The organism is Streptomyces sp. NPDC013187 (genome assembly GCF_042899705.1).
Lineage (GTDB): Bacteria > Actinomycetota > Actinomycetes > Streptomycetales > Streptomycetaceae > Streptomyces > Streptomyces hawaiiensis_A.
Window position 1 is genome coordinate 65,409 of the sequence record NZ_JBIBAF010000007.1, and the last position, 26,634, is coordinate 92,042.

Genomic DNA, 26,634 nt, shown 5'->3' on the forward strand with positions numbered 1-26,634 from the left:
CCTCACGATGGGTCACATACGGCACTCCGTGACCGGACGTGCCGTCACCCAGACGACAGGAGGTTCGTCATGGCCAGCTATCACGCAGCAGCCGCCCGCCGGCGCCGCGCCACCGGCCCTGCCCCCTCACTGACCGGCCCGGCGAGCGACGTGCACCCCGTGCTGCGCCGGGCCACGGCCCCGCCCGCCGCCCTCGACCTGCTCGCCCAGGCCCGCGCCAGCCTCGACGAGGCCACATCCCTGGAGACAGCGAACGAGCGCTACTCGAGGGCCCACCTCGCCGCCCTGCGCACCGCCGCGGCGGTGCTCGCGGCCCGGGGCCGCCCGGAGACCTCGCCCCGGGCCCGGGCCAAGATCCGGAGCGCCTGGGAAGTGCTCCCCGAGATCGCACCCGAACTGACCGAGTGGAGCGCGCTGTTCGCCTCCGGCGCCAGGCGCCGCGCCCGCGCCGAAGCCGGCATCGAGGGCGCGGCCACCGGCCGGGACGCCGACGACCTGATACGCGACGTGGCGATGTTCCTGCGCCTCGTCGAGCGGATGCTGGTCCTCCAGCCGGTCCTCCCACAGCCCCGCCCGGACCACGACCGGCCGGAGGGCCCCGGCGCGGGGAGTGACATGCCGGACGCGGGTTGACCGAGCCGCGCGGCAGGGATTCGGCGGTGCCCGGGTCCGGCGGTGGTTTGGGTCCGGCGGTGGTCCGGGTCGGGCGGTGTTCCGGGTCGGGCGGTGTTCCGGGTCCGGCGGTGTTCCGGGTCCGGCGGTGGCGGGCGGCGTCCGTGCGGGACGAGGCGCCGCGCTGCAAAGCCCGGGTCGTGGGCATCCCGGGACCGGGTCATCCGCACGCCCCGGCCTAGGCAATAGGGTGGGGGACGCCTGAAGTCTTCCCTCCCCGTGGCAGGGGCCGGGGAAGACGCCCCGTTCGCGCCGCCGTGCAAGAGGCGGTGCCGCGCCGAGGAGTCAACTGCCGTGTCGGACCCGATGCGCCCCCGCGCCTCACTCCGTACCGCCGTGGTCTGGGAGGTCCTCCAGGACGCCCTGGACCGCCGGGTCAAGGCCGCGGGTCGGGAGTCGCTGGACGTCCTCGACACCGGAGGCGGCAGCGGCAACTTCGCGGTGCCCGTCGCCCGCCTCGGCCACCGGGTCACCGTCGTCGACCCCAGCCCCAACGCCCTGTTCGCCCTGGAGCGCCGGGCCGCCGAAGCCGGCGTGGCCGACCGCGTCAAGGGTGTCCAGGGCGACGCCCACGGCCTCTTCGACGTGGCCGAGCGCGGTGGCTACGACGTGGTGCTGTGCCACGGCGTCCTGGAGTACGTGGACGACCCGGCCGAGGGCGTCCGCAACGCGGTGGCGGCCCTGCGCCCGGAGGGCGTCCTCAGCCTGCTCGCCGCCGGACTGGGCGGTGCCGTGCTGTCCCGCGCCCTCGCCGGGCACTTCAAGGAGGCCCGGCAGGCGCTCGACGACCCGAACGGACGATGGGGCGCGGGTGACCCCGTGCCGCGCCGCTTCACCACCGAGCAGCTCACGGGACTGGTCGAGGGAGCGGGCCTGCGCGTAGGTGCCGTGCACGGCGTTCGGGTCTTCGCCGACCTCGTGCCCGGCGTCCTCGTGGACACCGAGCCCGGAGCCCTGGAAGCACTGCTGAAACTGGAGGAGGCGGCCGCCGAGCTCCCCGCGTTCCACTCGGTGGCCATGCAGCTGCACGTCCTGGGTGAGACCGGTGAGGCGGCTGAAACAGGTGGGACCGGTGGGACCGGCGAGACCGATGGGGCGGTCGAGGCCTGAGCCTCCTCCTGAGGCACCACCGCTGATCAGCGCGTTGGCTGCGCATGGAGTACGCCACAGGCCCCCCGAATGGGGACGACGCGCCGTATGATCGAGGGAGACCGTTCCGGCATGACGGGTCGGCCGCCGGGGAATGGAAGCCTCAGCGAGCCGGATCCCCATGGCGGGTCCCGGTTGGTCAATTGGCGCAGAGGGGCGGGTTTCACGGGGGCGATTCCCTGCCTATCCTGAAGGGACCCCCCGGGTCGCCCCGGCGACTGCACGATGAGGAGGACTCCGTGCCGCTCTCGGAGCACGAGCAGCGCATGCTCGAGCAAATGGAGCGAGCGCTGTACGCCGAAGATCCCAAGTTCGCGACAGCGCTTGAGGGAAGCGGGCTGCGCACGTACACCCGGCGACGGGTCTACCAGGCGGTCGCGGGCTTCCTCGTAGGTATCGCGCTCCTCATGGCTGGAATGGTCGCCAAGCAGGTCTGGCTCAGCGTCGTGGGCTTCCTCGTCATGCTGGGCTGTGCGGTGCTCGCCGTGACCGGCTGGCGCAAGGCCCCCAAGCCGGGTGAGCAGGCGTCCGGTGCCGCCGGACACCAGGCCCGCCCCCAGGGTCGGCAGCGCCGCTCGGTGATGGACCGCATAGAGCAGCGCTGGCAGAAGCGCCGCGACGAACAGGGTGGCCATTAGCCCCCAGCGCAACCTCTCCAGGACCACATGAACACGTAGGTCAGGGGGTGACCACCGACCCGGTGGTCACCCCCTGACGTTTGCGTATGCCATGGTTCGGCCCTGCCAGGCCTCGGCAAGGCCGATTCTCGGCCCGCAGCGCCCAAGGCCGATTCTCGGCCTGCGGCGCCCTCAGCCTGCGGCGCCCTCAGCCTTGCTGCCCGAGGCCTTCCGCCACGTCGGCCGCAGCGCCACGGCGCGCTCCCGGACCCTCGTCCACCAGGCCGACGCCGCCCACACCACACGCGCGGTGGAGCGGGGGGCCAGAAGCGCGCGGAGCCTGGCCGGCCGGCCGGCCGCCGCGCCGAGGCCCGCCGTGGCACGGCGGACGTCGTCCGTGAGGCCCGCCACGGGACGCGGGTGCGGTGCGTACAGCACCTGCTCCACCGCGTTCGCCACCCGGTGCACCGAGGCCGCGGCCGTCGCGTCGAGATCGCCGAGGCGGACCATACGGGCGGCCGCCTTGCGCGGTGTCTGTGACTCGTCCGGCGTGATGCCGAAGTCCCACGCCGTGTCGGTCAGCTCCTGCCAGACGGCCAGGGTGTGCGGCCCCGTGTCCGCCTCGCCGCGGCCGTGCGCCCCCAGCCGTGCCGACCGTGTCCGCAGCCGCCACAGCATCGGTGCCAGGGGGAGCGCGAGAACGGCGAGACCGGCCAGGGCCCACACCAGGAACGCGTACCACTTCGGGCCGTCGTCGTCCGTGGGCAGCGCCGCCTGCGGTGATTCGCTCGCGCAGCCGCCCAGCTTCTTCTGCTCCGGCGTGCAGCTGTCACTCGCCGAGGGCGCGGTGGAGGGCGCGGCCGACGCCGACTGGGAGGGACGCGAGGGGTCCGGCACAGAACTGCCGGGGTTGTCGGGCAGGGTGTACGACGGTATCGAGCCGCGGTTCGGAGTCGGCTCGAAGCGGGTCCATCCCACGCCCTCGAAGTACAGCTCGGGCCAGGCGTGCGCGTCCCGCAGCCCCACCGACACCGAGCCGTCCGCCTGCGGGGAACCGGGTGCGAAGCCCACCGCGACCCGTGCCGGTATGCCCAGGGAACGGGCCATCGCCGCCATCGCGAAGGAGAAGTGCACGCAGAAGCCCTGCTTGTCCTTCAGGAAGCGGGCGATCGCCTGTGAGCCGCTGCCGACCTGCACCTGCGTGTCGTACTCGAAGCCGCCGGTCACGGCGAACCAGTCCTGGAGCTTGACCGCCTGGTCGTACGGGTTGGCCGCGCCCGCGGTGACCTTGCGGGCGGTGCGGGCCACCACCGACGGCAGCGAGTCGGGCAGCTTCGTGAAGTCGCGCTCGATGTCCCCGGGCGCCGGTCCCGCCGCGGCGAGCTGCTCCGCCGTCGGCTGCACGTTCAGGCTCTTGACCTGGTACGTCAGGCCGCGCGTGTTCTGCCCGTGGTCGCCGACCAGGGTCATGCCCTGCGGCTCGTACCGCCAGTTGCCGCTGATGCGCACGCCGCTCGGCGGGTACGGCATGGGCAGCCAGTCCTGGGCGTACCAGCCGGCCGCCGTGATCGTGGTGTCGAACTCCGTGCGCTTGACGTCCGGGCTGAGGCCGACCGGGGCCGGGAAGGTGCCGTCGGGGACGGCGGTGATGGACCGCCGGGACGGCTTCCACGTGGTGCCGTCGAAGTCGTCCAGGGACACGATCCGCAGATACAGGTCCGAGACGTCCGCCGTCTTGGTCCGCACGGACAGGACCTGCTGGTCCTCGTCCGCGTTCAGGCTGTCCCGCAGCGACACCAGCGGGTTGACGGCGGAGATCGTGCCCCCGCCGCCGGATCCGCCGCCCGCGCCCGCTCCCACGGTGTCCAGCAGGCCGCCGTTCATCGCGGGCAGGCCGAGCGGCACCACCAGGGCGATGCCCAGCGCGACGACGCCTATGCGCCGGCCGGTGCGGACCGGGGCGACCGCACCGCTCGGCTCCCCGCCCGCCGTGCGCGGGGCACCGCCGAAGACCCTTCCCCACTGCGAGAGCCGGTCCCGCCCCTCGGCCAGCAGCAGCATCAGATAGCCGGCCGCCGCCACCACGAACCACAGCCAGTCCGTGCCCCCGTCGGACAGCCCCGCCGCCACGGAGTACAGGGCGAGCAGGGGCAGCCCGGCCGGAGCGGCGCTGCGGAAGGTCACCGCGAGGGTGTCCACCAGCAGTCCGATGATCAGGACCCCGCCCAGGAGCATCAGCCGTATGCCGTCGGACTCCAGGGGCGCCGGGATCGCGTACCGCGCGATGTCGTCACCGCCCTGCTGGAGCAGGAGCGTGAAGCGGTCGAAGGCCTGCGGCCCCGGGATCAGCCCGGCCAGGGCCTGCTCACGGGCGAACACGAAGGTCAGCAGCATCACGGTGACCACGGCCTGCGCCGCCACCGTCAGCGGCCGGGCCAGTGGCACCCGGCGGGCGGCGGCTCCCACGCCCGACTGCAGCGCCAGCAGGAAAGCCGCCTGCACGATCCACGTGGCCGGCCGGACGAGGGGCAGCAGGGCGCACGCGGCCATCAGTGTGGCCGCCCAGGCGCCCAGCGTCAGTCGTACCCGCCCGCTCATCACGGTCCCTCCCCGCCGCTCGCGGCGGCCACACCCCTGCGCTCCCGGTCCGCCAGCCGCCACAGCTCGTCCATGGAGGCACCCCGCGGCACGCGCAGAGCCGTCCAGCCCGCCTCGCGCAGCATGCGCAGCCGGTCTCCGCTCCCGTCCAACGGGCCGGACACGTCGCTCGGTTCCCGCACCCAGGTGCCGCTGTCCAGCACGAAGGCGACCGCCCCCGGGCTGCGCTGCCGCATCCGGCCCAGCACGGCCGCCTGCTCCTCGTCCAGGTCGCCGAGGAACGCCACCAGCAGCCCCTCGTTCCCACTGCGCAGCACGTCGTAGGCCCGGGACAGGCCCGCGCCGTCGGAATGGTCGATCACCGCGAGGGTGTCCATCATCAGCCCGGCCGCGTCCGCCGACTCCTGGCTCGCGCCCGCGAAGCCGTCACCGCCCTCGCCGGGCACCGCGTTTCCGGTGTCCGTCAGCAGCCGTACCGAGTAGCCCCGTTCGAGCATGTGCACCAGCACCGAGGCGGCGCCCGACACGGCCCACTCGAAGGGCGAGTCCGGCCCCGCGCCCTGGTAGGCGATGCCGCGGGTGTCCAGCAGCACCGTGCAGCGGGCGCGTTGCGGCTGTTCCTCGCGGCGCACCATCAGCTCGCCGTAGCGGGCGGTGGAACGCCAGTGCACGCGCCGCAGGTCGTCGCCGTAGCGGTAGCCGCGCGGGATGACATCGTCCTCGCCGGCCAGCGCGAGCGAACGCTGCCGCCCGTCGCCGTACCCCTTCGCCTCGCCGCCCAGGCGCACCGGGGCCAGCGGCTCCACGCGCGGGATGACCGTGAGGGTGTCGTACGTCGAGAAGGACCGGGTCAGCTCGCACATGCCGAACGGGTCGGTCAGGCGCAGCTGGAGCGGGCCCAGCGGGTAGCGGCCGCGCAGGTCAGAGCGCACCCGGTAGGACACCTCGCGCCGGCCGCCCGCCTCCACCCGGTCGAGCACGAAGCGGGGCCGCGGACCGAGCACGTACGGCACCTTGTCCTGGAGCATCAGCAGGCCCGTGGGCAGCCGCGAGACGTTGTCCATCCGCAGGTGGACCCGGGCCTCGCTGCCCGCGGGCACGCGCGCGGGGGAGAGCCGGCGGCTGCCCGCGACCCGGTAGCGGGTGCGGTACAGCACCGCCGCGCACACCAGCGGCAGCACCGCCAGCAGCAGCCCCACGCGCAGCAGGTCGCTCTGACCGAGCACGTAACTGCAGATCGCGGCCGCGACGCCGGCGGCCAGGAAGGAACGTCCGCGGGTGGTCAGACCGGCCAGAGCGGTGCGGACGCCGCCCTTCTCGCCCCGGTCGGCTTCCGCCCGGCCCGCCCCCGCGGTGGTCATCACAGCCTCCGCGGCTGCTGCTGGGGATAGGCGGGCGCCGTACGGCCCAGGCCGCCGAAGCCGCTCTGCTGCTGCGGCCCCGCCGGCACCGGGGTGCGCTGCAGGATCTCCTCGACGACCTGCTCGGCCGTGCGCCGGTTGAGCTGGGCCTGGGCGGTGGGCAGCAGGCGGTGGGCCAGGACGGCGACGGCGAGGGCCTGCACGTCGTCCGGCAGCGCGTACTCCCGGCCGCTGAGGGCCGCGGACGCCTTCGCCGCGCGCAGCAGGTGCAGCGTCGCGCGCGGGGAGGCGCCGAGTCTCAGGTCGGGGTGCGTGCGCGTGGCGCCGACCAGGTCGACGGCGTAGCGCCGGACCGGCTCGGCGACGTGCACCCCGCGCACCGCCTCGATGAGCTTGAGGATCTCGTCCGCGTGGGCCACGGGCTGGAGGTCCTGCAGCGGCGAGACGCCGCCGTGCACGTCCAGCATCTGCAGCTCGGCCTCCGCGCTCGGGTAGCCGACCGAGACCCGGGCCATGAAGCGGTCGCGCTGGGCCTCCGGCAGCGGGTAGGTGCCCTCCATCTCGACCGGGTTCTGCGTCGCCACCACCATGAAGGGGCTGGGCAGCTCGTAGGTCTTGCCGTCGATGGTGACCTGGCGCTCCTCCATCGACTCCAGGAGCGCGGACTGCGTCTTGGGAGAGGCGCGGTTGATCTCGTCGCCGATCACCACCTGCGCGAAGATCGCGCCCGGCTTGAACTCGAAGTCACGGCGCTGCTGGTCCCAGATGGACACACCCGTGATGTCCGACGGCAGCAGGTCGGGCGTGAACTGGATGCGCCGCACCGAGCAGTCGATGGACCGCGCCAGCGCCTTGGCCAGCATCGTCTTGCCGACACCCGGGACGTCCTCGATCAGCAGATGTCCCTCGGCGAGCAGCACGGTCAGCGAGAGCCGTACGACCTCGGGCTTGCCCTCGATCACGCCTTCCACCGACTGCCGTACGCGCTCCACCACAGCGGTCAGATCGTCCCCCACCCGCGAGAAATCTCGGGCTGGGGGACCCCCATGGCTCGCTCGATCGTCATAGGTCGTCACCCGGCGCTCCTCGGCCTTTCCCGTGCTCCCAGGAAGCACGGAATACCCCATTTTCCCGGGCCGACGCCGCATGACGCGGACCGGCCCACCCCGAACCACGGACACCACGCGTGAAAGGTTCCGCGTGACGTCACTCCCGCATTCTTGCTGCCGTTACCGTTTCGTGTCACTCGACTGTGGACAACTGGCCGCGATATGTCGGTCTTACGGCCATTCGAACGCGTGACTGACAGGATTCCGACAGCTGCGGCGGGGTGGCGGGCCGGGGTGGTCGCGTCCGCCGCGCAGGTCAAGAGGCCGGGTCGACCTCACGCAGCAGGCCGGTCCGCACGTCGTAGACGAATCCGCGCACGTCGTCGGTGTGCGGCAGGAAGGGCGAGGTGCGCACCCGCTGCATGGACTGCCGTACGTCCTGGTCGGCGTCCTGGAAGGACTCCACCGCCCACGACGGACGCTGTCCGACCTCGGCCTCCAGATCGCCGCGGAAGTCCTCGGTGAGCGTCTCCATGCCGCAGCCGGTGTGGTGGACGAGGACGACGCTGCGCGTGCCCAGCTTGCGCTGGCTGATGGTGAGGGAGCGGATCACGTCGTCGGTGACCACGCCGCCCGCGTTGCGGATGGTGTGGCAGTCGCCGAGCTGCAGGCCCAGCGCGCCGAGCGTGTCGAGACGGGCGTCCATGCAGGCCACGACGGCCACGTGCAGGGCCGGCGCGGCCTCCATCCCGGCGTGCCCGAAGGAAGCGGCGTACCGGGCGTTCGCCTCGACGATACGGTCGGTGGCCGTGCCTCCGGCTGCTATGGCGCTCTCCGAACCCGTGGGTACCGATGCAGAAGTCGTCATAGGCATGACGTTACTGGTCACACCCGGTCCAGGCCTCCTGTGGAAGTGAACAAAGAATGCCTCCGCGGGGTGGTTGTGAGGTACCCCACAAGGGTCCTGTCCTGGTCGGCGGGCGAACGGCGGCGACGCGCAGGCCGGTTGATTGACCGGGCGACACCGTGGACTAAAGTGACGCGAAGCGGGAGGCGAGACTCTCCCCGCTGGACTGAATTCTTCGGAGATGACGGCGACGACCCGGCGATCTCCCCGCGTGCGCGGCGCGTACGTACGGCTCGGCCTTCTCCCGCTCCCGGTCGGCTGACGCTTCCGGCGCCGGCAGGCCACATGTCCACGAGCGGGCGGGGACCCGGCGGTGCGTACGGCCGTGCCGGATCTGAGAGGGCCCTTTGAGCCAGAGTCGACACGTCCCGGTGATGCTCCAGCGGTGCCTGGATCTGCTGGCACCCGCCCTGGAAAGCCCGGACTCCGTGGTCGTCGACTGCACCCTCGGCCTCGGCGGCCACAGTGAGGCGCTGCTCGCGAGGTTCCCCGAAGCCCGGCTCGTCGCCCTCGACCGCGACAAGGAGGCCCTGCGCCTGTCCGGCGAGCGTCTCGCCCCCTACGGCGAGCGCGCCACCCTCGTCCACGCCGTCTACGACGAACTGCCCGAGGTGCTCGACAGGCTCGGCATCGCGCGCGTGCAGGGCGTCCTGTTCGACCTGGGCGTCTCCTCCATGCAGCTCGACGAGGCCGACCGCGGTTTCGCCTACGCCCAGGACGCTCCCCTCGACATGCGCATGGACCAGACGACCGGCGTCAGCGCCGCCGAGGTCCTCAACACCTACCCACCGGGCGAACTCGTGCGCATCCTGCGGGCCTACGGCGAGGAGAAGCAGGCCAAGCGGATCGTCAGCGCGATCGTCCGGGAGCGGGAGAAGGAGCCGTTCAGCAACAGCGCGCGCTTGGTCGAGCTGATCCGCGACGCCCTTCCGCAGGCCGCCAAGCGCACCGGCGGCAACCCGGCCAAGCGCACCTTCCAGGCCCTGCGCATCGAGGTCAACGGCGAGCTCTCCGTGCTGGAACGCGCGATCCCCGCCGCCGTGAAGGCGCTCGACGTGGGCGGGCGGATCGCCGTGCTGTCGTACCACTCGCTGGAGGACCGGCTGGTCAAGCAGGTCTTCGCGGCCGGCGCAGCCACCACCGCGCCGCCCGGACTGCCCGTCGTCCCCGAGCGCTACCAGCCGCGGCTCAAGCTGCTCACCCGCGGTGCCGAACTCCCCACCGAAGAGGAGATCGCCGAGAACCGGCGGGCGGCACCGGCGCGACTGCGCGGGGCCCAGCGCATCAGGGAGGACGTCGAGTGACGCGTGTGCAGGCCGGACCGAGGGAGCGTGCGTGAGCGGCAAACCCGAACTGAAGGGGAGGGCGGCCCGACTCGCGCGGCTCCTCCCGACCGGCCCCGGGCAGGCGGCCCGCACGCCTTTCGTCCTCCTGGTCGTCCTCCTCCTCGGCGGCGGTCTCATCGCCCTGCTGGTACTGAACTCGGCCCTCAGCGAGGGCGCGTTCCAACTCGACGAACTCCAGCGCGGAACCAAGAACCTCACCGACGAGGAGCAGGCCCTCCAGCGGGACGTCGACGCCTACTCCGCCCCCGACGCCCTGCAGCGCCGCGCCCGCGAGCTCGGCATGGTGCCCGGCGGCGACCCCGCCTTCCTCGACCCCGACGGCACCGTCAGAGGCGTTCCCAGCGCCGCTCCCGGTGTCCGGCAGCCCGCAGCGCACACCCCTCTGGTCCTCGCCCCCGAGGCCATGCCCAACGGCCTCACCCCGACCCCCGGCAGGTGACGGAAGTGTCCGACAGGCAACCGCCGCGTCGCCGCGTGCCCGGCCCCGCAAGGCCCGCCCGCCCCGACGCCCGGCGCCGCCCCGGCCCCGGCGCCCGTCCGGCCCGGCGCCCGGGGCAGGGCCGTCCGGCGGCGTCCAAGCCGCTGCGGCTGGGCAGCCCGCGCCCCCGCCTGCGGCTGGTGGGACTCGCGCTGACCCTGGTCCTGACCGCCTTCGTCGTGCGGTTGTTCCAGGTGCAGGCCGTCGACGCGAGCACATACGCCGCCAAGGCCGAGCAGAACCGGTACGTCGGGCAGGTGCTGGCCGCGGACCGGGGCGAGATCACGGACCGGTCCGGTGTGGCCCTCGCGACCAGCGAGGACGCCTACGACATCACCGCCGACCCCACGATGTTCGCCCCCGGCATGCTGAAGATCGCGGACGGGCCCGAGCAGGCGGCCGCACTCCTCGCGCCGATCCTCGGCCAGGAGCAGGAGGACCTGGTCAAGAAGCTGCGGCCGAAGAACACCGCCCTGCGCTACGTCAAGCTGGCCTCCCGCCAGACCCCGCAGGTCTGGAAGCAGATCAAGGACCTCAAGTCGGCACTCGCCAAGAAGGCCGAGACCGACAAGTCCACGCCCAACGTCCTGTCCGGCGTCTTCTCCGTCGCCACCAGCAAGCGCGTGTACCCCGGCGGCGACCTGGCCGCCGGGATACTGGGCTGGGTCAACGGCGAGGGCAAACCCGGCGGCGGCATCGAGCTGCAGCTGAACAAGCAGCTCGCCGGCAAGGACGGCAAGATCCGCTACGCGCAGTCCGGCGGCCGTCTCGTGCCCACCGCGGGCTCCACCGAGACACCCGCCGTCCCCGGCAGCGACGTCGAGCTCACCATCGACCGCGACATCCAGTGGGCCGCCCAGAACGCCATCAGCGAGCAGGTGAAGGAGTCCGCGGCCGACCGCGGCTACGTCATCGTCCAGGACACCCGCACCGGGCAGGTCCTGGCCATGGCCAACTCGCCCGGCTTCGACCCGAACGACCTGTCCGACGCCGATCCGGCCGCGCTCGGCAACGCCGCGGTCCAGGACGCCTTCGAGCCCGGCTCCACCGCCAAGGTCATGTCGATGGCGGCCGTCCTCCAGCAGAACGTCGCCACACCCGGGACCCACGTGGTCGTGCCCAACCGGCTGCACCGCGGCGACCGGCTCTTCAAGGACGACATCGACCACCCGACCTGGTACCTCACGCTCAACGGCGTCCTCGCCAAGTCCAGCAACATCGGCACGATCCTCGCCACCGGACAGCTCGGAAAAACGCAGGCCCAGGCCAACAAGGTCCTCTACGACTACCTGCGCAGGTTCGGCCTCGGCAGCTACACCGGGCTCGGCTTCCCCGGCGAGACCAAGGGCATCCTCGCCCCGCCCGACAAGTGGTCGACCTCGCAGCAGTACACGATCCCTTTCGGCCAGGGCGTCTCCATCAACGCCATGCAGGCGGCCTCCGTGTACTCGACCATCGCCAACGGCGGCGTCCGCATCCAGCCCACCCTCGTACGCGGCACCAGGGGCCCCGACGGTCGGTTCACGCCCGCTCCGAAGCCCGGGAAGAACCGGGTCGTCAGCGAGAGAACGGCGAAGACCCTCGCCCAGATGCTGGAGTCCGTCGTGGACGACGAGGAGGGCACCGGCACCAAGGCGCGCATCCCCGGCTACCGCGTCGCGGGCAAGACGGGTACCGCCAACCGAGTGGATCCGGCCACCGGCAAGTACCACGGCTACACCTCGTCGTTCGCCGGGTTCGCGCCCGCCGACAAGCCCCGTGTCACCGTCTACTGCGCCATCCAGAACGCCACCCGGGGCAGCTACTTCGGCGGGCAGATCTGCGGGCCCGTCTACAAGAAGGTCATGGAGTTCGCACTGAAGTCCCTCCAGGTCCCGCCGACCGGCGCCCAGGCCGCGAAACTGCCCGTCTCCTTCAAGCAGTGATCAAGGCCGACCCGCCCTGATCACCCCACCGAGCCACCAGGACCACCTCCGTGACGACGATCACCCCCGACCCCGGCAACCAGAGCAGCACCGGCCCCTCACTTCGCCCGGAGCCGGGTACGCCCGGTACGCTCACCGCCGTGCCACACGCTGATCAGTCCCAAACCACCCAGAAGGGCCATCCCGTGACATACCCCGGGCCGCCCAGGCCGGTTCAGGTCTCCGCCACACCCCTCGCGGAACTCGCCGGTCAGCTGGGTGCTTCCACGCCGGAGAGCGCCGCCGAGGTCACGGGCATCACCCACGACTCGCGAGCCGTGCGCCCCGGCGACCTGTACGCCGCCCTCCCGGGAGCCCGGGTGCACGGCGCCGACTTCGTCAACCAGGCCGCGGGCCTCGGCGCCGCCGCCGTGCTGACCGACCCGACGGGCGCCGAGCGCGCCGCCGCGTCCGGCCTGCCGGTCCTGGTCGTCGACGACCCACGCGCACAGATGGGCGAACTGGCCGCCACGATCTACGGCCACCCCGGCCGGGACCTGCTCCAGATCGGCATCACCGGCACCTCCGGCAAGACCACCACCGCCTACCTCGTCGAAGGCGGCCTGAAGACGGTTCGGTCCACCGGCCTCATCGGCACGGTCGAGATGCGCATCGGCGACGAGCGCATCAAGTCCGAGCGCACCACCCCCGAGGCCACCGACCTCCAGGCCCTGTTCGCCGTCATGCGCGAACGCGGGGTGGACGCGGTCGCCATGGAGGTCTCCAGCCACGCCCTGGTCCTCGGCCGGGTCGACGGCTGCGTCTTCGACATCGGCGTCTTCACCAACCTCAGCCCGGAACACATGGAGTTCCACTCGGGCATGGAGGACTACTTCCAGGCCAAGGCGCAGCTGTTCACGCCGGCCCGCGGCAAACTCGGCGTGGTCAACGTCGACGACGAGTACGGCCGCAGGCTGGCGAAGGAAGCGACCGTCCCGGTCGTCACCTACTCCGCCGAGGGGCACCCCGACGCCGACTGGCGCGCCGAGGACGTCCAGGTCGGCCGGCTGGACTCGACGTTCACCGTCATCGGCCCCAAGGGCGAGCGGATCAGCGCCAAGTCACCGCTGCCCGGGCCGTTCAACGTGGCCAACACCCTCGCCGCGATCGTCGCCCTCGCCGTCGCCGGGCTCGACCCGCAGGCCGCCGCCGACGGCGTCGCCGCCGTCCCGGGCGTCCCGGGCCGCCTGGAGCGCGTGGACGCCGGGCAGCCCTACCTCGCGGTCGTCGACTACGCACACAAGACCGACGCCGTCGAGTCCGTGCTGCGCGCCCTGCGCAAGGTCACCGAGGGCAGGCTGCACATCGTCCTCGGCTGCGGCGGCGACCGGGACAAGACCAAGCGCGAGCCCATGGGCGCCGCGGCGGCCCGGCTCGCCGACACCGCCACACTGACCTCCGACAACCCCCGCGGCGAGGACCCCCTCGCGATCCTCGCCACGATGCTCCAGGGCGCGGCGTCCGTGCCCGCGCACGAGCGCGGCGAGGTGCAGGTCTTCGAGGACCGGGCCGCGGCGATCGCCGCCGCCGTGGCCCGTGCCGAGCCCGGCGACACCGTGCTGGTCGCGGGCAAGGGCCACGAGCAGGGCCAGGACATCGCCGGGGTGGTCCGTCCCTTCGACGACCGCCAGGTGCTCCGCGAAGCCATCCAGAAGACCCAGGGATGAAAATCCAGAAGACCCAGGGGATGAACTTGTGATCGCCCTCTCCCTCGCCGAGATCGCAGAAGTCGTCGGCGGGCAGACGCACGACATACCGGATCCGTCCGTCCAGGTCACCGGCCCGGTGGTCCGGGACTCCCGAGAGGCGGGCCAGGGAAGCCTGTTCGTGGCCTTCGCCGGGGAACGGGTGGACGGCCACGACTTCGCGGCGGCGGTCGTCGAGGCGGGAGCGGTGGCCGTGCTCGGCACCCGGCCCGTCGGCGTCCCCGCGATCGTCGTGGACGATGTCCAGAGCGCCCTCGGTGCCCTCGCGCGGCACGTCGTACGGCGTCTCGGGACGACCCTCGTCGCCCTCACCGGCTCGGCGGGCAAGACCAGCACCAAGGACCTCATCGCGCAGGTGCTGCAGCGCAAGGCGCCGACGGTCTTCACGCCCGGCTCGCTCAACAACGAGATCGGGCTGCCCCTGACCGCGCTCAGCGCCACCGAGGAGACGCGGTTCCTCGTCCTCGAGATGGGCGCCCGCGGCATCGGGCACATCCGCTACCTCACCGGCCTGACGCCCCCCAAGGTCGGTCTCGTCCTCAACGTCGGCAGCGCCCACATCGGCGAGTTCGGCGGCCGCGAGCAGATCGCGCAGGCCAAGGGCGAATTGGTGGAGGCACTGCCGTCCGAGGCCGACGGCGGCACCGCGATCCTCAACGCGGACGACCCCTTCGTACGGGCCATGGCCTCCCGTACGAAGGCGAAGGTGGTCTATTTCGGAGAGTCCGGCGAAGCGGACGTTCGCGCCGAGAACGTGCGACTCACGGACACCGGACAGCCCTCGTTCAGGCTTCACACACCCTCCGGTGCAAGCGATGTGACCATGCGCCTGTACGGTGAGCACCACGTGTCGAACGCGCTCGCCGCGGCCGCCGTCGCCCACGAGTTGGGCATGTCCGCTGACGAGATCGCCGTCGCGCTCTCCGAGGCGGGCTCCCTCTCCCGCTGGCGGATGGAGGTCACCGAGCGCCCGGACGGCGTGACGGTCGTCAACGACGCCTACAACGCGAACCCCGAGTCCATGAAGGCCGCGCTGCGCGCGCTGGCGGCCATGGGCAAGGGACGCCGTACGTGGGCGGTGCTCGGCAAGATGGCCGAGCTCGGGGACGAGGCTCTCGCCGAGCACGACGCGGTCGGACGGCTCGCCGTCCGGCTCAACGTCAGCAAGCTCGTCGCGGTCGGTGGCAGGGAAGCCGCCTGGCTGCAACTGGGCGCATATAACGAGGGTTCGTGGGGTGAGGAGTCGGTGCACGTGTCCGACGCACAGGCGGCGGTCGACCTGTTGCGCAGCGAGTTGCGCCCGGGGGACGTCGTACTCGTGAAGGCGTCCCGTTCGGTCGGTCTGGAGAGCGTGGCGCAGGCGCTGCTCGAGACCGGTGCCGAGGGTGAGGTTTCCGCCCGATGATGAAGCAGATCCTGTTCGCAGGAGTCATTGGCCTCTTCCTGACCCTGGTCGGGACCCCGCTGCTGATCAAGCTGCTCGCCCGCAAGGGCTACGGCCAGTACATCCGTGACGACGGCCCGCGTGAGCACGCCAGCAAGCGCGGTACGCCGACCATGGGCGGTATCGCCTTCATCCTGGCCACGGTCGCCGCGTACTTCCTGGCCAAGGTGATCACGGGCTATCTGGACCCGGACGTCGACGCGGCGCCGACCTTCTCGGGCCTGCTGGTGCTCGGCCTGATGGTCGGCATGGGCCTGGTCGGCTTCCTCGACGACTACATCAAGATCGTCAAGCGGCGTTCGCTCGGTCTGCGCGCCAAGGCGAAGATGGCCGGCCAGCTGATCGTCGGCGTCAGTTTCGCGGTGCTGTCGCTGCAGTTCGCGGACAACCGCGGCAACACCCCGGCCTCCACGAAGCTGTCGTTCATCACGGACTTCGGCTGGACGATCGGCCCCGTGCTGTTCGTGGTCTGGGCGCTGTTCATGATCCTCGCCATGTCGAACGGCGTGAACCTGACCGACGGTCTGGACGGTCTGGCCACCGGTGCCTCGGTGCTCGTCTTCGGCGCCTACACCTTCATCGGTGTCTGGCAGTTCCAGGAGTCCTGCGCCAACGCGCGGACGCTGACGAACCCGGGCGCCTGCTTCGAGGTGCGCGACCCCCTCGACCTCGCGGTGGTGGCCTCCGCGCTGATGGGCGCCTGCCTCGGGTTCCTGTGGTGGAACACCTCGCCGGCCAAGATCTTCATGGGCGACACCGGTTCGCTCGCGCTCGGCGGTGTGCTCGCCGGCCTCGCGATCTGCTCCCGCACCGAGCTGCTGATCGCCCTCCTCGGCGGCCTGTTCGTCCTGATCACCATGTCGGTGGTCATCCAGGTCGGCTCCTTCAAGCTCACGGGCAAGCGCGTCTTCCGGATGGCGCCACTCCAGCACCACTTCGAACTCAAGGGCTGGTCCGAAGTGCTCGTCGTGGTCCGCTTCTGGATCATTCAGGGCATTTGTGTCATCGTCGGACTCGGCCTCTTCTACGCAGGATGGGCAGCGGACAAGTGACCTCCTCGGAGCCCTTCGACTTCCAGGGCAAGCACGTCACCGTCGCCGGGCTCGGCGTCTCCGGCGTCCCGGCGGCCAAGGTGCTGCACGGCCTCGGAGCGATCGTCACGGTCGTCAACGACGGCGCCGACGAACGCGCGCGGGCGCAGGCGGCCGACCTGGAGGCGCTCGGCGTCACCGTGCGCCTCGGCGACGGCGAGACTCTGCCGGAGGGCACCGACCTGATCGTCACCGCGCCCGGCTGGCAGCCGGACAAGCCGCTGTTCGCGGCGGCGGAACAGGCGGGCGTCCCGGTCTGGGGCGATGTCGAACTGGCCTGGCGCCTGCGCGGACCCGACGCCGCCGACTGGCTCGCCGTCACGGGCACCAACGGCAAGACCACCACCGTCCAGATGCTCGCGTCGATCCTGAAGGCGGCGGGCCTGCGCACCGCCGCCGTCGGCAACATCGGCGTCTCCCTGCTGGACGCGGTGCTCGGCGAGGAGCAGTACGACGTCCTGGCCGTGGAGCTGTCCAGCTACCAGCTGCACTGGGCGCCCTCCCTGCGCGCCCACTCGGCCGCCGTGCTCAACCTCGCCCCCGACCACCTCGACTGGCACGGCTCCATGGAGGCGTACGCCGCCGACAAGGGCCGTATCTACGAGGGCAACCGCATCGCCTGCGTCTACAACGTGGCCGACAAGGCCACCGAGGACCTGGTCCGCGCGGCCGACGTCGAGGAGGGCTGTCGGGCCGTCGGTTTCACCCTCGGTACGCCCGCGCCCTCCCAACTGGGCGTGGTGGAGGGCATCCTGGTCGACCGCGCCTTCGTCGAGAACCGGCAGAAGAACGCGCAGGAGCTCGCCGAGGTCGCCGACGTGAACCCGCCGGCCCCGCACAACATCGCCAACGCCCTCGCGGCCGCGGCCCTCGCCCGCGCCTACGGCGTGCCCGCCAAGGCCGTACGGGACGGCCTGCGGGCCTTCACCCCGGACGCGCACCGCATCGCGCATGTCGCGGACGTGGACGGCGTCGCCTGGATCGACGACTCCAAGGCCACCAACACGCATGCCGCGGAAGCCTCGTTGGCGGCGTACGAACCGATCGTGTGGATCGCGGGCGGGCTCGCGAAGGGCGCCACCTTCGACGAGCTGGTCGCCAAGTCGGCGAAGCGGCTGCGGGGCGCCGTGCTGATCGGCGCGGACCGCGCGCTCATCCGGGAAGCCCTGGCGCGACACGCCCCGGAGGTACCCGTCGTCGACCTCGACCGGACCGACACTGGGGCGATGCGCGCGGCGGTCCAGGAGGCGCGGAAACTCGCTCAGCCGGGCGACACGGTGCTGCTGGCTCCGGCATGCGCTTCCATGGACATGTTCGCCAATTACAACAAGCGCGGGGACGCCTTCGCGGACGCCGTCCGTGAGCTCGGCTCCGCCGACGGCTGACCCGGGTCCGCCTCGCCCGGCGGCGGCGCCGGGCGTACCTGGGAGGGACGCGTGACACGGATGTGGCTGGTGCCCGAGCGGCCTGGGGGCGTGCACCGCGCACCGTTCCCCTCCGGCACGGCAGGGTGAGCCGCGATGCCCACCAGCCGCACCGGACGGCCGCCCACCCCCCGCGCCCCCAAGCGCCCCGTCGCGCCCCGGCTCGCGCGTGAGAACGCCGTCCTGAGCCTCTACACCCGCGCGCGCAGGGGCTGGGACCGGCCGTTGACCGCCTACTACTTGATCCTCGGCGGCAGTCTGCTCATCACCGTGCTGGGACTGGTGATGGTCTACTCGGCCTCCCAGATCACCGCACTGCAGATGTCGCTGCCGGGTTCGTACTTCTTCCGCAAGCAGTTGCTCGCGGCGGGCATCGGCACCGGACTGCTGTTCGCGGCCTCGCGGATGCCGGTGAGACTCCACCGGGCGCTCGCCTACCCCATCCTCGCGGGCGCCGTCTTTCTCATGGCCCTGGTACAGGTCCCGGGGATAGGGGTGTCGGTCAACGGCAACCAGAACTGGATCTCCCTCGGCGGCTCCTTCCAGATCCAGCCCAGCGAGTTCGGCAAGCTCGCCCTCGTGCTGTGGGGTGCCGACCTGCTCGCCCGCAAGCAGGACAAGAGGCTGCTGAACCAGTGGAAGCACATGCTCGTGCCCCTGGTACCGGCCGCCTTCATGCTGCTCGGCCTGATCATGATCGGCGGCGACATGGGCACCGCGATCATCCTCACGGCCATCCTGTTCGGCCTGCTCTGGCTGGCCGGCGCCCCCACGCGGCTGTTCGCCGGGGTGCTGTCGATCGCCGCCGTCCTCGGCCTGATCCTCATCAAGACCAGCCCCAACCGCATGGCCCGGCTGCAGTGCCTGGGCGCCACCGAACCCCAGTCGGGGCCCGTCGACTGCTGGCAGGCCGTGCACGGGATCTACGCCCTCGCCTCGGGCGGAATCTTCGGTTCCGGGCTGGGTGCGAGTGTGGAGAAATGGGGCCAACTCCCCGAAGCCCACACCGACTTCATCTTCGCCGTCACCGGTGAGGAACTGGGCCTGGCGGGGACGCTGTCGGTACTCGCCCTCTTCGCGGCTCTAGGCTATGCGGGTATCCGCGTGGCCGGACGCACGGAGGACCCCTTCGTCAGGTATGCCGCGGGAGGCGTGACCACCTGGATCACGGCCCAGGCCGTGATCAACATCGGTGCGGTGCTCGGTCTGCTGCCGATCGCCGGCGTCCCCCTCCCGCTGTTCTCCTACGGGGGATCCGCCCTGCTGCCGACCATGTTCGCCATCGGGCTGCTGATCGCCTTCGCGCGTCAGGACCCCGCTGCGCGGATGGCGCTTGCGATGCGGCAACCCCGCTTTGGTAGAAAGCGGGGGGCGGGGGGCACCGGTTCCGGTCGGAGTCCCCGGAGATGGAACACGATGCGACGGCGCGCCTCGGCGGCGCGTTCGTCCGGAGAGCGGTGAATTTCGGTGCATGTCGTACTCGCCGGCGGAGGAACCGCGGGCCACATCGAGCCCGCGCTCGCCCTCGCGGACGCCCTGCGCAGGCAGGACCCGAGCGTGGGCATCACGGCCCTGGGCACGGAGCGCGGCCTCGAGACCCGTCTCGTACCCGAGCGCGGGTACGAACTCGCGCTGATCCCCGCCGTTCCGCTGCCGCGCAAGCCCACCCCCGAGCTGATCACGGTCCCCGGCCGGCTGCGCGGCACCATCAAGGCGACCGAACAGATCCTGGAGCGCACCAGGGCGGACGCCGTGGTCGGCTTCGGCGGCTACGTCGCCCTGCCCGGCTACCTCGCGGCCAAGCGCCTGGGTGTGCCGATCGTGATCCACGAGGCCAACGCCCGCCCGGGCCTGGCCAACAAGATCGGCTCGCGGTACGCCAGCCAGGTCGCCGTCTCCACGCCCGACAGCAAGCTGCGGGGCGCCCGCTACATCGGCATCCCGCTGCGCCGCTCCATCGCCACCCTGGACCGGGCCGCCGTACGCCCCGAGGCCCGGGCCGCGTTCGGGCTCGACCCGAACCTGCCCACGCTGCTGGTCACCGGCGGTTCCCAGGGCGCTCGCCGCCTGAACGAGGTCGTTCAGCAGGTCGCGCCCTGGCTCCAGCAGGCCGGGATCCAGATCCTGCACGCGGTCGGCCCGAAGAACGAACTGCCGCAGGTCCACCAGATGCCGGGGATGCCCCCCTATGTCCCGGTAAGTTACCTGGACCGGATGGACCTCGCGTACGCCGCGGCCGACATGATGCTCTGCCGCGCGGGCGCGATGACCGTCGCCGAACTCTCCGCCGTCGGGCTCCCGGCCGCCTACGTCCCGCTGCCCATCGGCAACGGCGAACAGCGGCTCAACGCCCAGCCGGTGGTCAAGGCCGGCGGCGGACTGCTGGTCGACGACGCGGAACTGACTCCCGAGTGGGTCCAGCAGAACGTCCTGCCCGTGCTCGCCGACCCGCACCGGCTGTACCAGATGTCCCGCGCCGCCGCCGAGTTCGGCCGCCGGGACGCCGACGACCTGCTCGTCGGCATGGTGTACGAGGCGATCGCCGCCAACCGTGCACACCGATAGGACTGTATGACGGAAGGCAGGGGAGCGTGGCCGGATCGACCACCGCCGAACGCGGTGAACGCCAGCAGGAGTCGTCCGGCCCGCCGCCCCGCCCGCGGTCGAGGCGTGCCCGGCTCCGTGCGATCGTCCTCCTGGGCCTCGCCCTGGTCTTCCTCGGCATCCCGACGGTCTGGCTGTTCTACGGCTCCGACTGGCTGCGAGCCGAGCACGTCTCCGTCTCCGGGACCCGCGTCCTGACACCGGCTCAGGTCGAGGCGGCGGCCGAGGTTCCGTTCGGGAAGCCGCTGATTTCCGTCGACACCGATGCGATCGAGACGCGACTGCGCCGGAAATTGCCCCGAATTGACGCGGTTGACGTGGTCCGCTCCTGGCCCCATGGAATCGACCTGAAAGTGGTTGAGCGGACTCCGGTTCTGATTGTCCAAAAGGGCGGAAAGTTCATCGAAGTGGACGATGACGGTGTCCGCTTCGCCACGGTTTCCGAAGCCCCGAAAGGCGTCCCGGCGCTGGAATTGACGCTCACCCGGTCCGGCTCCGCCGCCGCGAGCCTGCGCCGCTTCGGCGAGCCCCGGCTGGTGCGCGAGGCCGTCCGCGTCGCCCGCGCGCTTCCGGCCGCCGTCGCGCGCGAGACACAGACCGTCAAGGTCCGTTCCTACGACGCCATCTCGCTGGAGCTGAGGGACGGTCGCACGGTCGTCTGGGGAAGCAGTGAGAAGGGCGCCGCGAAGGCCCGTACGCTCACCGCTCTGATGAAAGCCTCGCCCGATGCGGGGTACTTCGACGTGAGTGTCCCCACCGCACCCGCGTCATCGGCGAGTTGACGCACATCCGAGCAGGCCAGCACCCTGGTTGGGCAGTGCTACGGCTGATCACATAGGGTGAAAAGAAAAACGGGAGGTTCGGCGTGTTCGTTGAACGCGCGCCACTTGTCGACTTAGTGTCCTGTTCAGAAGACTCCAAGGAACGGACACACTGGTAACCCTAAACTTCAGGGTTAGGGTTCGGGTCGGCGAAACGGACCGTCCCATTCGGCATCAGTCGTCGGGTCGCGGGGCGCAGGGCGTCACGCTGATTCGGCGACACGTAACTCGAGGCGAGAGGCCTTCGACGTGGCAGCACCGCAGAACTACCTCGCAGTCATCAAAGTCATCGGTGTCGGCGGCGGTGGTGTCAATGCCATCAACCGGATGATCGAGGTCGGTCTCAAGGGCGTCGAGTTCATCGCCATCAACACCGACGCGCAAGCTCTGTTGATGAGCGACGCCGACGTCAAGCTGGACGTCGGCCGTGAACTCACCCGCGGACTCGGCGCCGGAGCCAACCCGGCCGTGGGCCGCAAGGCCGCCGAGGACCACCGCGAGGAGATCGAGGAGGTCCTCAAGGGGGCCGACATGGTCTTCGTGACAGCCGGTGAAGGCGGCGGCACCGGCACCGGCGGCGCGCCCGTCGTGGCCAACATCGCCCGCTCGCTCGGTGCCCTCACCATCGGCGTGGTCACGCGCCCGTTCACCTTCGAGGGGCGGCGCCGCGCGAACCAGGCGGAGGACGGCATCGCCGAACTCCGCGAAGAGGTCGACACCCTCATCGTCATCCCGAACGACCGGCTGCTGTCCATCTCGGACCGCCAGGTCTCGGTGCTGGACGCCTTCAAGTCGGCCGACCAGGTCCTGCTCTCCGGTGTCCAGGGCATCACCGACCTCATCACCACCCCGGGCCTCATCAACCTCGACTTCGCCGACGTCAAGTCGGTCATGTCCGAGGCCGGCTCGGCCCTGATGGGCATCGGCTCGGCCCGCGGTGACGACCGCGCGGTGGCCGCCGCCGAGATGGCGATCTCCTCGCCGCTGCTGGAGGCGTCCATCGACGGCGCCCGCGGTGTGCTGCTCTCCATCTCCGGTGGCTCGGACCTCGGTCTGTTCGAGATCAACGAGGCCGCCCAGCTGGTGAGCGAGGCGGCCCACCCCGAGGCCAACATCATCTTCGGTGCGGTGATCGACGACGCCCTCGGCGACGAGGTGCGGGTCACCGTGATCGCGGCCGGCTTCGACGGCGGTCAGCCGCCCGCCAAGCGGGACAACGTCCTCGGCTCGTCCTCGGCCAAGCGCGAGGAGCCGGCCCCGGCACGGCAGACCGAGAGCCGTCCGTCCTTCGGATCACTCGGCAGCGTGACCCCGAAGGAGGACCCGGAGCCCGCGCCCGAGCCGGTCAAGGACATCCCGGTCGCCCCGCCGGTCCCGCCGGCGCCGCGGACCTACTCGGACAGCGCGGCCGAGGAACTGGACGTACCGGACTTCCTCAAGTGATCCTTCAGTCGTGATAGGACAGCGCGAAAGCGCGAGCGGCGCGCACTTCGGCTTCACCGACCGGTGGGGCGGGGTGAGCGCCGCTCCGTATGAGGAGCTCAACCTCGGAGGTGCGGTCGGTGACGATCCCGACGCCGTACGCACCAACCGGGACCTGGCCGCCAAGCACCTGGGCGTCGAGCCGGACCGTGTCGTCTGGATGAACCAGGTGCACGGGGCCGACGTGGCGGTGGTGGACGGACCGTGGGGACCGTCGACCGGGATCCCGTCGGTCGACGCGATCGTCACCACGCGCCGGGGGCTCGCCCTCGCCGTGCTCACCGCCGACTGCGTGCCGGTGCTGCTCGCCGACCCGGTCGCCGGAATCGTCGCCGCGGCCCACGCGGGCCGGCCGGGCATGATCGCCGGAGTCGTGCCGGCCGCACTGCGCGCGATGACGGAACTGGGCGCCGAGCCCTCCCGGATCGTCGCCCGCACCGGGCCCACCGTCTGCGGCCGGTGCTACGAAGTGCCCGAGGCGATGCGCGCCGAGGTGTCCGCCGTGGAGCCGGCGGCGTACGCCGAGACCAGTTGGGGCACGCCGGCGGTCGATGTGAGCGCCGGAGTGCACGCCCAGCTCGAACGGCTAGGAGTGCGTGACCGGGAGCAGTCGCCGGTGTGCACGCTGGAGTCGCGCGATCACTTCTCGTACCGCCGCGACCGGACCACCGGTCGGCTCGCGGCTTATGTGTGGCTGGACTGACAGGACATGACGGACCGTAAGGACGAACTCGCCGCGAATCTGGCGAAGGTGGAACGGCGTATCGCCGACGCGTGCGCGGCCGCGGGGCGGGCGCGCGACGAGGTGACCCTGATCGTGGTCACCAAGACCTACCCCGCGAGCGACGTGCGGATCCTCGCGGAACTCGGTGTGCGGCACGTCGCCGAGAACCGCGACCAGGACGCGGCCCCCAAGGCCGCGGCCTGCGCGGATCTGCCCCTCACCTGGCACTTTGTCGGTCAACTCCAGACCAACAAGGTGCGCTCGGTGGTCGGTTACGCGGATTTCGTGCAGTCCGTCGATCGTTCCAAGCTCGTCACAGCTTTGTCGAAGGAGGCCGACCGGACCGGGCGCGAACTGGGATGCCTCCTCCAGGTCGCGCTCGACGCCGGTGAGAGCGCCCGGGGCGAGCGGGGCGGCGTCGCCCCCGGCGGCATCGGGGAGTTGGCCGATCTCGTGGCCGGCGCGCCGGGGCTCCGGCTCGACGGACTGATGACCGTCGCGCCGCTCACCGGCGAATACGCCGGGCGCGAACTGGCGGCCTTCGAGCGGTTGGTGGTTTTGTCGACCGACCTGCGCAGGAGTCATCCGGCTGCCACCATGGTCTCGGCAGGGATGAGTACGGACCTCGAACAGGCCGTGGCGGCCGGAGCGACACATGTGCGCGTCGGCAGCGCGGTACTCGGAGTCCGCCCCAGGCTCGGGTAACGTCGCCAAGAAGTCGGACCACAGCAGAAAATATGGTCATTGCCGCCGAAAGGCGGATTCAAGGACCACGTGGATCGCGGGCACTTGGCAGTCGTCAGCCGATCCACCACAGAGCGGAGGACTCAGAGCATGGCCGGCGCGATGCGCAAGATGGCGGTCTACCTCGGCCTCGTGGAGGACGATGGGTACGACGGCCGCGGATTCGACCCCGACGACGACTTCGAACCCGAACTGGACCCGGAGCCCGAGCGGGACCACCGACGGCACGAACCGTCCCACCAGCCGCACGTCTCACATCAGCCCCAAAGGGACGAAGAGGTACGAGTCGTACAGCCGCCCGCGCCTCGCGAACCGGCCGCCCGCTCCGCTTCGCTACCCGCGGAATCCAGCCGCCCGGCGCGCATCGCGCCCGTGGCGTCCATCACACAAGAACGCGCAAATCTGGAGAAGAACGCACCGGTGATCATGCCCAAGGTCGTGTCCGAACGAGAGCCTTACCGGATCACCACGCTTCACCCACGGACCTACAACGAGGCCCGTACCATCGGGGAACACTTCCGTGAAGGCACCCCGGTGATCATGAATCTGACTGAGATGGACGACACAGATGCGAAGCGACTTGTCGACTTTGCGGCCGGTTTGGTGTTTGGTCTTCACGGCAGTATCGAGAGGGTGACGCAGAAGGTGTTCCTGTTGTCGCCTGCTAACGTCGATGTCACGGCGGAGGACAAGGCCCGCATCGCAGAGGGCGGGTTCTTCAACCAGAGCTGAGACGCACCACCGGAAACAGCAGCACGGATCAGGAACAGGGGAGAGGGAAGCACCAGTCATGAGCGTGGTCTTGCAGGTTCTCTACATCGCGCTGATGGTCTTCCTCATCGTGCTCATCTTCCGGTTGGTCATGGACTACGTCTTCCAGTTCGCCCGCTCGTGGCAACCCGGCAAGGCGATGGTGGTCGTTCTGGAGGCCACTTACACTGTCACCGATCCACCGCTCAAGCTTCTGCGGCGGGTCATCCCGCCGCTGCGTCTCGGGGGCGTGGCGCTCGACCTGTCCTTCTTCGTACTGATGATCATCGTCTACATCCTGATCACGCTCGTGCGGAACGCGATGTGAGCGATGTGACAGATACGGTCTTGCCGACTGCCGACGACAACGTTGAGGTGAAGAAATGCCGTTGACCCCCGAGGACGTGCGGAACAAGCAGTTCACGACCGTCCGCCTCCGAGAAGGCTATGACGAGGACGAGGTCGATGCCTTCCTCGATGAGGTCGAAGCCGAACTGACCCGCCTGCTCCGCGAGAACGAGGACCTGCGCGCCAAACTGGCCGCGGCCACGCGCGCTGCTGCGCAGAACCAGCAGAACATGCGCAAGCCTCCCGAGCAGCAGGATCAGCAGCAGCAACAGCAGCAGCAGGGTATGCGCGGTCCGGGTGGTCCCGTCCCCGCCGGCATATCGGGCCCGCCGCAGCAGCAGATGGGTGGCCCCATGGGTGGTCCGCCCCAGCTGCCGAGCGGTGCCCCGCAGCTGCCCGCCGGTCCCGGCGGTCAGGGTGGACCCCAGGGTCCCGGTCCGATGGGCCAGGGTCCGGGTCCGATGGGCCAGCCCCCGATGCAGCAGCAGATGGGCGGCCCGATGGGCGGCCCCGGCCCCATGGGCGGCCCGATGGGCGGCCCCGGTCAGGGAGGCCCCGGTGGCGACAGTGCCGCCCGTGTCCTCTCGCTGGCCCAGCAGACCGCCGACCAGGCGATCGCCGAGGCTCGTTCCGAGGCCAACAAGATCGTCGGCGAGGCGCGCTCGCGCGCCGAGGGTCTGGAGCGTGACGCCCGTGCCAAGGCCGATGCCCTGGAGCGGGACGCGCAGGAGAAGCACCGCGTCGCGATGGGCTCCCTGGAGTCCGCCCGCGCCACGCTGGAGCGCAAGGTCGAGGACCTGCGCGGCTTCGAGCGCGAGTACCGCACGCGCCTGAAGTCGTACCTGGAGTCGCAGCTGCGCCAGCTGGAGACCCAGGCCGACGACTCGCTGGCTCCGCCGCGCACCCCGGCGACCGCGTCCCTCCCGCCGTCCCCGGCGCCTTCCATGGCTCCGGCCGGCGCGAGCGCCCCGTCCTACGGCGGTGGCAACCAGACGATGGGCGGCGGACCCTCGCCGTCCGGTCCGTCCTACGGCGGTCAGCAGCAGATGTCGCCGGCGATGACCCAGCCGATGGCGCCGGTCCGTCCGCAGGGCCCGTCCCCGATGGGTCAGGCGCCCTCGCCGATGCGGGGCTTCCTGATCGACGAGGATGACAACTGACGGCCTGATGGCCAGTAGTACGGCATAGACGTCGGCAGCGTTCAGGGCGAGGCCCCGGGTTCCCACCCGGGGCCTCGCCCTTTTGCTCCGTGCGTTCGTCACCGCGCACCCGTGTTCGTGCGTACGCAACGCCGAAGGCCCGGGCCCGCCAAGATCTTTGGCGGGCCCGGGCCTTCGGGCTGTCCGGCCTGAGTC

At 71.2% G+C, this 26,634-nt stretch carries 23 protein-coding genes; 19 read left to right on the forward strand and 4 right to left on the reverse strand.

Going from position 1 to position 26,634, the window contains the following annotated elements:
• The first annotated feature begins 69 nt into the window (after positions 1-69).
• The 3 genes from ACFY5B_RS15955 (at position 70) to ACFY5B_RS15965 (ending at position 2,459) form a co-directional block, all read left to right on the forward strand.
• On the forward strand, positions 70-633 hold the full coding sequence (locus ACFY5B_RS15955; RefSeq protein WP_389969319.1) for an SAV_6107 family HEPN domain-containing protein: 564 nt from the start codon (positions 70-72) through the stop codon (positions 631-633).
• 333 nt (positions 634-966) lie between these two features.
• Positions 967-1,782 carry a methyltransferase gene (locus tag ACFY5B_RS15960; protein ID WP_389969321.1) on the forward strand — a complete coding sequence of 272 codons (816 nt, stop codon included), beginning with the start codon at positions 967-969 and terminating at the stop codon, positions 1,780-1,782.
• A gap of 278 nt (positions 1,783-2,060) precedes the next feature.
• Entirely contained in the window at positions 2,061-2,459 is a 399-nt protein-coding gene (locus tag ACFY5B_RS15965; RefSeq protein WP_104779342.1) for a DUF3040 domain-containing protein, read from the forward strand.
• A 171-nt stretch (positions 2,460-2,630) separates the two neighbouring features.
• Here ACFY5B_RS15965 and ACFY5B_RS15970 read toward each other — a convergent pair whose 3' ends face one another.
• From ACFY5B_RS15970 to ACFY5B_RS15985, 4 genes are all read right to left on the reverse strand, one after another.
• The gene (locus ACFY5B_RS15970; protein WP_389969323.1) at positions 2,631-5,036 is read right to left on the reverse strand and encodes a transglutaminaseTgpA domain-containing protein; all 2,406 of its coding nucleotides are present in this window, start codon (positions 5,034-5,036) and stop codon (positions 2,631-2,633) included.
• Positions 5,036-6,397, reverse strand: a complete 1,362-nt coding sequence (locus ACFY5B_RS15975; RefSeq protein ID WP_389969325.1) for a DUF58 domain-containing protein — start codon at positions 6,395-6,397, stop codon at positions 5,036-5,038. Before ACFY5B_RS15975 ends, ACFY5B_RS15970 begins: the two co-directional genes overlap by 1 nt.
• Positions 6,397-7,473 carry an AAA family ATPase gene (locus ACFY5B_RS15980; RefSeq protein WP_389969327.1) on the reverse strand — a complete coding sequence of 359 codons (1,077 nt, stop codon included), beginning with the start codon at positions 7,471-7,473 and terminating at the stop codon, positions 6,397-6,399. The genes ACFY5B_RS15975 and ACFY5B_RS15980 overlap by 1 nt, the downstream gene beginning before the upstream one ends.
• Before the next feature lie 289 nt (positions 7,474-7,762).
• Positions 7,763-8,314 carry a beta-class carbonic anhydrase gene (locus ACFY5B_RS15985; RefSeq protein WP_389969329.1) on the reverse strand — a complete coding sequence of 184 codons (552 nt, stop codon included), beginning with the start codon at positions 8,312-8,314 and terminating at the stop codon, positions 7,763-7,765.
• Between the two features lie 386 nt (positions 8,315-8,700).
• Here ACFY5B_RS15985 and rsmH point away from each other — a divergent pair, with 386 nt between their 5' ends.
• The 16 genes from rsmH to ACFY5B_RS16065 all read left to right on the forward strand — a co-directional run bounded on the left by rsmH (position 8,701) and on the right by ACFY5B_RS16065 (position 26,439).
• Positions 8,701-9,657: a 16S rRNA (cytosine(1402)-N(4))-methyltransferase RsmH gene (gene rsmH / locus ACFY5B_RS15990; protein ID WP_389969331.1), complete on the forward strand. Its 957-nt coding sequence runs from the start codon at positions 8,701-8,703 to the stop codon at positions 9,655-9,657.
• Between the two features lie 31 nt (positions 9,658-9,688).
• Entirely contained in the window at positions 9,689-10,138 is a 450-nt protein-coding gene (locus tag ACFY5B_RS15995; RefSeq protein ID WP_389969333.1) for a septum formation initiator family protein, read from the forward strand.
• Between the two features lie 5 nt (positions 10,139-10,143).
• Positions 10,144-12,102: a peptidoglycan D,D-transpeptidase FtsI family protein gene (locus ACFY5B_RS16000; RefSeq protein WP_389969335.1), complete on the forward strand. Its 1,959-nt coding sequence runs from the start codon at positions 10,144-10,146 to the stop codon at positions 12,100-12,102.
• Between the two features lie 185 nt (positions 12,103-12,287).
• A complete protein-coding gene (locus tag ACFY5B_RS16005; RefSeq protein ID WP_389969337.1) occupies positions 12,288-13,808 on the forward strand; it encodes a UDP-N-acetylmuramoyl-L-alanyl-D-glutamate--2,6-diaminopimelate ligase in 1,521 nt (506 codons plus the stop codon).
• A gap of 28 nt (positions 13,809-13,836) precedes the next feature.
• A complete protein-coding gene (gene murF / locus ACFY5B_RS16010) occupies positions 13,837-15,252 on the forward strand; it encodes a UDP-N-acetylmuramoyl-tripeptide--D-alanyl-D-alanine ligase (RefSeq protein ID WP_389969339.1) in 1,416 nt (471 codons plus the stop codon).
• Positions 15,252-16,343: a phospho-N-acetylmuramoyl-pentapeptide-transferase gene (gene mraY, locus ACFY5B_RS16015; protein ID WP_389969926.1), complete on the forward strand. Its 1,092-nt coding sequence runs from the start codon at positions 15,252-15,254 to the stop codon at positions 16,341-16,343. The genes murF and mraY overlap by 1 nt, the downstream gene beginning before the upstream one ends.
• Entirely contained in the window at positions 16,325-17,767 is a 1,443-nt protein-coding gene (gene murD, locus ACFY5B_RS16020; protein WP_389969341.1) for a UDP-N-acetylmuramoyl-L-alanine--D-glutamate ligase, read from the forward strand. Before mraY ends, murD begins: the two co-directional genes overlap by 19 nt.
• 135 nt (positions 17,768-17,902) lie before the next feature.
• The gene (gene ftsW, locus ACFY5B_RS16025; protein ID WP_389969343.1) at positions 17,903-19,267 is read left to right on the forward strand and encodes a putative lipid II flippase FtsW; all 1,365 of its coding nucleotides are present in this window, start codon (positions 17,903-17,905) and stop codon (positions 19,265-19,267) included.
• A gap of 6 nt (positions 19,268-19,273) precedes the next feature.
• Positions 19,274-20,371 (forward strand): undecaprenyldiphospho-muramoylpentapeptide beta-N-acetylglucosaminyltransferase, encoded by a 1,098-nt coding sequence (gene murG, locus ACFY5B_RS16030; protein WP_389969345.1) that lies wholly within the window; start codon positions 19,274-19,276, stop codon positions 20,369-20,371.
• Between the two features lie 26 nt (positions 20,372-20,397).
• Positions 20,398-21,192: a cell division protein FtsQ/DivIB gene (locus tag ACFY5B_RS16035; protein ID WP_389969347.1), complete on the forward strand. Its 795-nt coding sequence runs from the start codon at positions 20,398-20,400 to the stop codon at positions 21,190-21,192.
• A gap of 288 nt (positions 21,193-21,480) precedes the next feature.
• Positions 21,481-22,674, forward strand: a complete 1,194-nt coding sequence (ftsZ, locus tag ACFY5B_RS16040) for a cell division protein FtsZ (RefSeq protein WP_184912396.1) — start codon at positions 21,481-21,483, stop codon at positions 22,672-22,674.
• Between the two features lie 10 nt (positions 22,675-22,684).
• Complete coding sequence (pgeF, locus tag ACFY5B_RS16045; protein WP_389969349.1) at positions 22,685-23,416, forward strand: peptidoglycan editing factor PgeF; 732 nt, start codon at positions 22,685-22,687, stop codon at positions 23,414-23,416.
• 6 nt (positions 23,417-23,422) lie between these two features.
• Positions 23,423-24,142 carry a YggS family pyridoxal phosphate-dependent enzyme gene (locus tag ACFY5B_RS16050; protein WP_389969351.1) on the forward strand — a complete coding sequence of 240 codons (720 nt, stop codon included), beginning with the start codon at positions 23,423-23,425 and terminating at the stop codon, positions 24,140-24,142.
• 129 nt (positions 24,143-24,271) lie between these two features.
• Positions 24,272-24,913 carry a cell division protein SepF gene (locus ACFY5B_RS16055; RefSeq protein WP_062926338.1) on the forward strand — a complete coding sequence of 214 codons (642 nt, stop codon included), beginning with the start codon at positions 24,272-24,274 and terminating at the stop codon, positions 24,911-24,913.
• Positions 24,914-24,971: 58 nt separating this feature from the next.
• Positions 24,972-25,259, forward strand: coding sequence for a YggT family protein (locus tag ACFY5B_RS16060; RefSeq protein ID WP_033312669.1), 288 nt, complete (start codon positions 24,972-24,974; stop codon positions 25,257-25,259).
• Positions 25,260-25,314: 55 nt separating this feature from the next.
• Complete coding sequence (locus tag ACFY5B_RS16065; protein WP_389969353.1) at positions 25,315-26,439, forward strand: DivIVA domain-containing protein; 1,125 nt, start codon at positions 25,315-25,317, stop codon at positions 26,437-26,439.
• Positions 26,440-26,634: the final 195 nt, after the last annotated feature.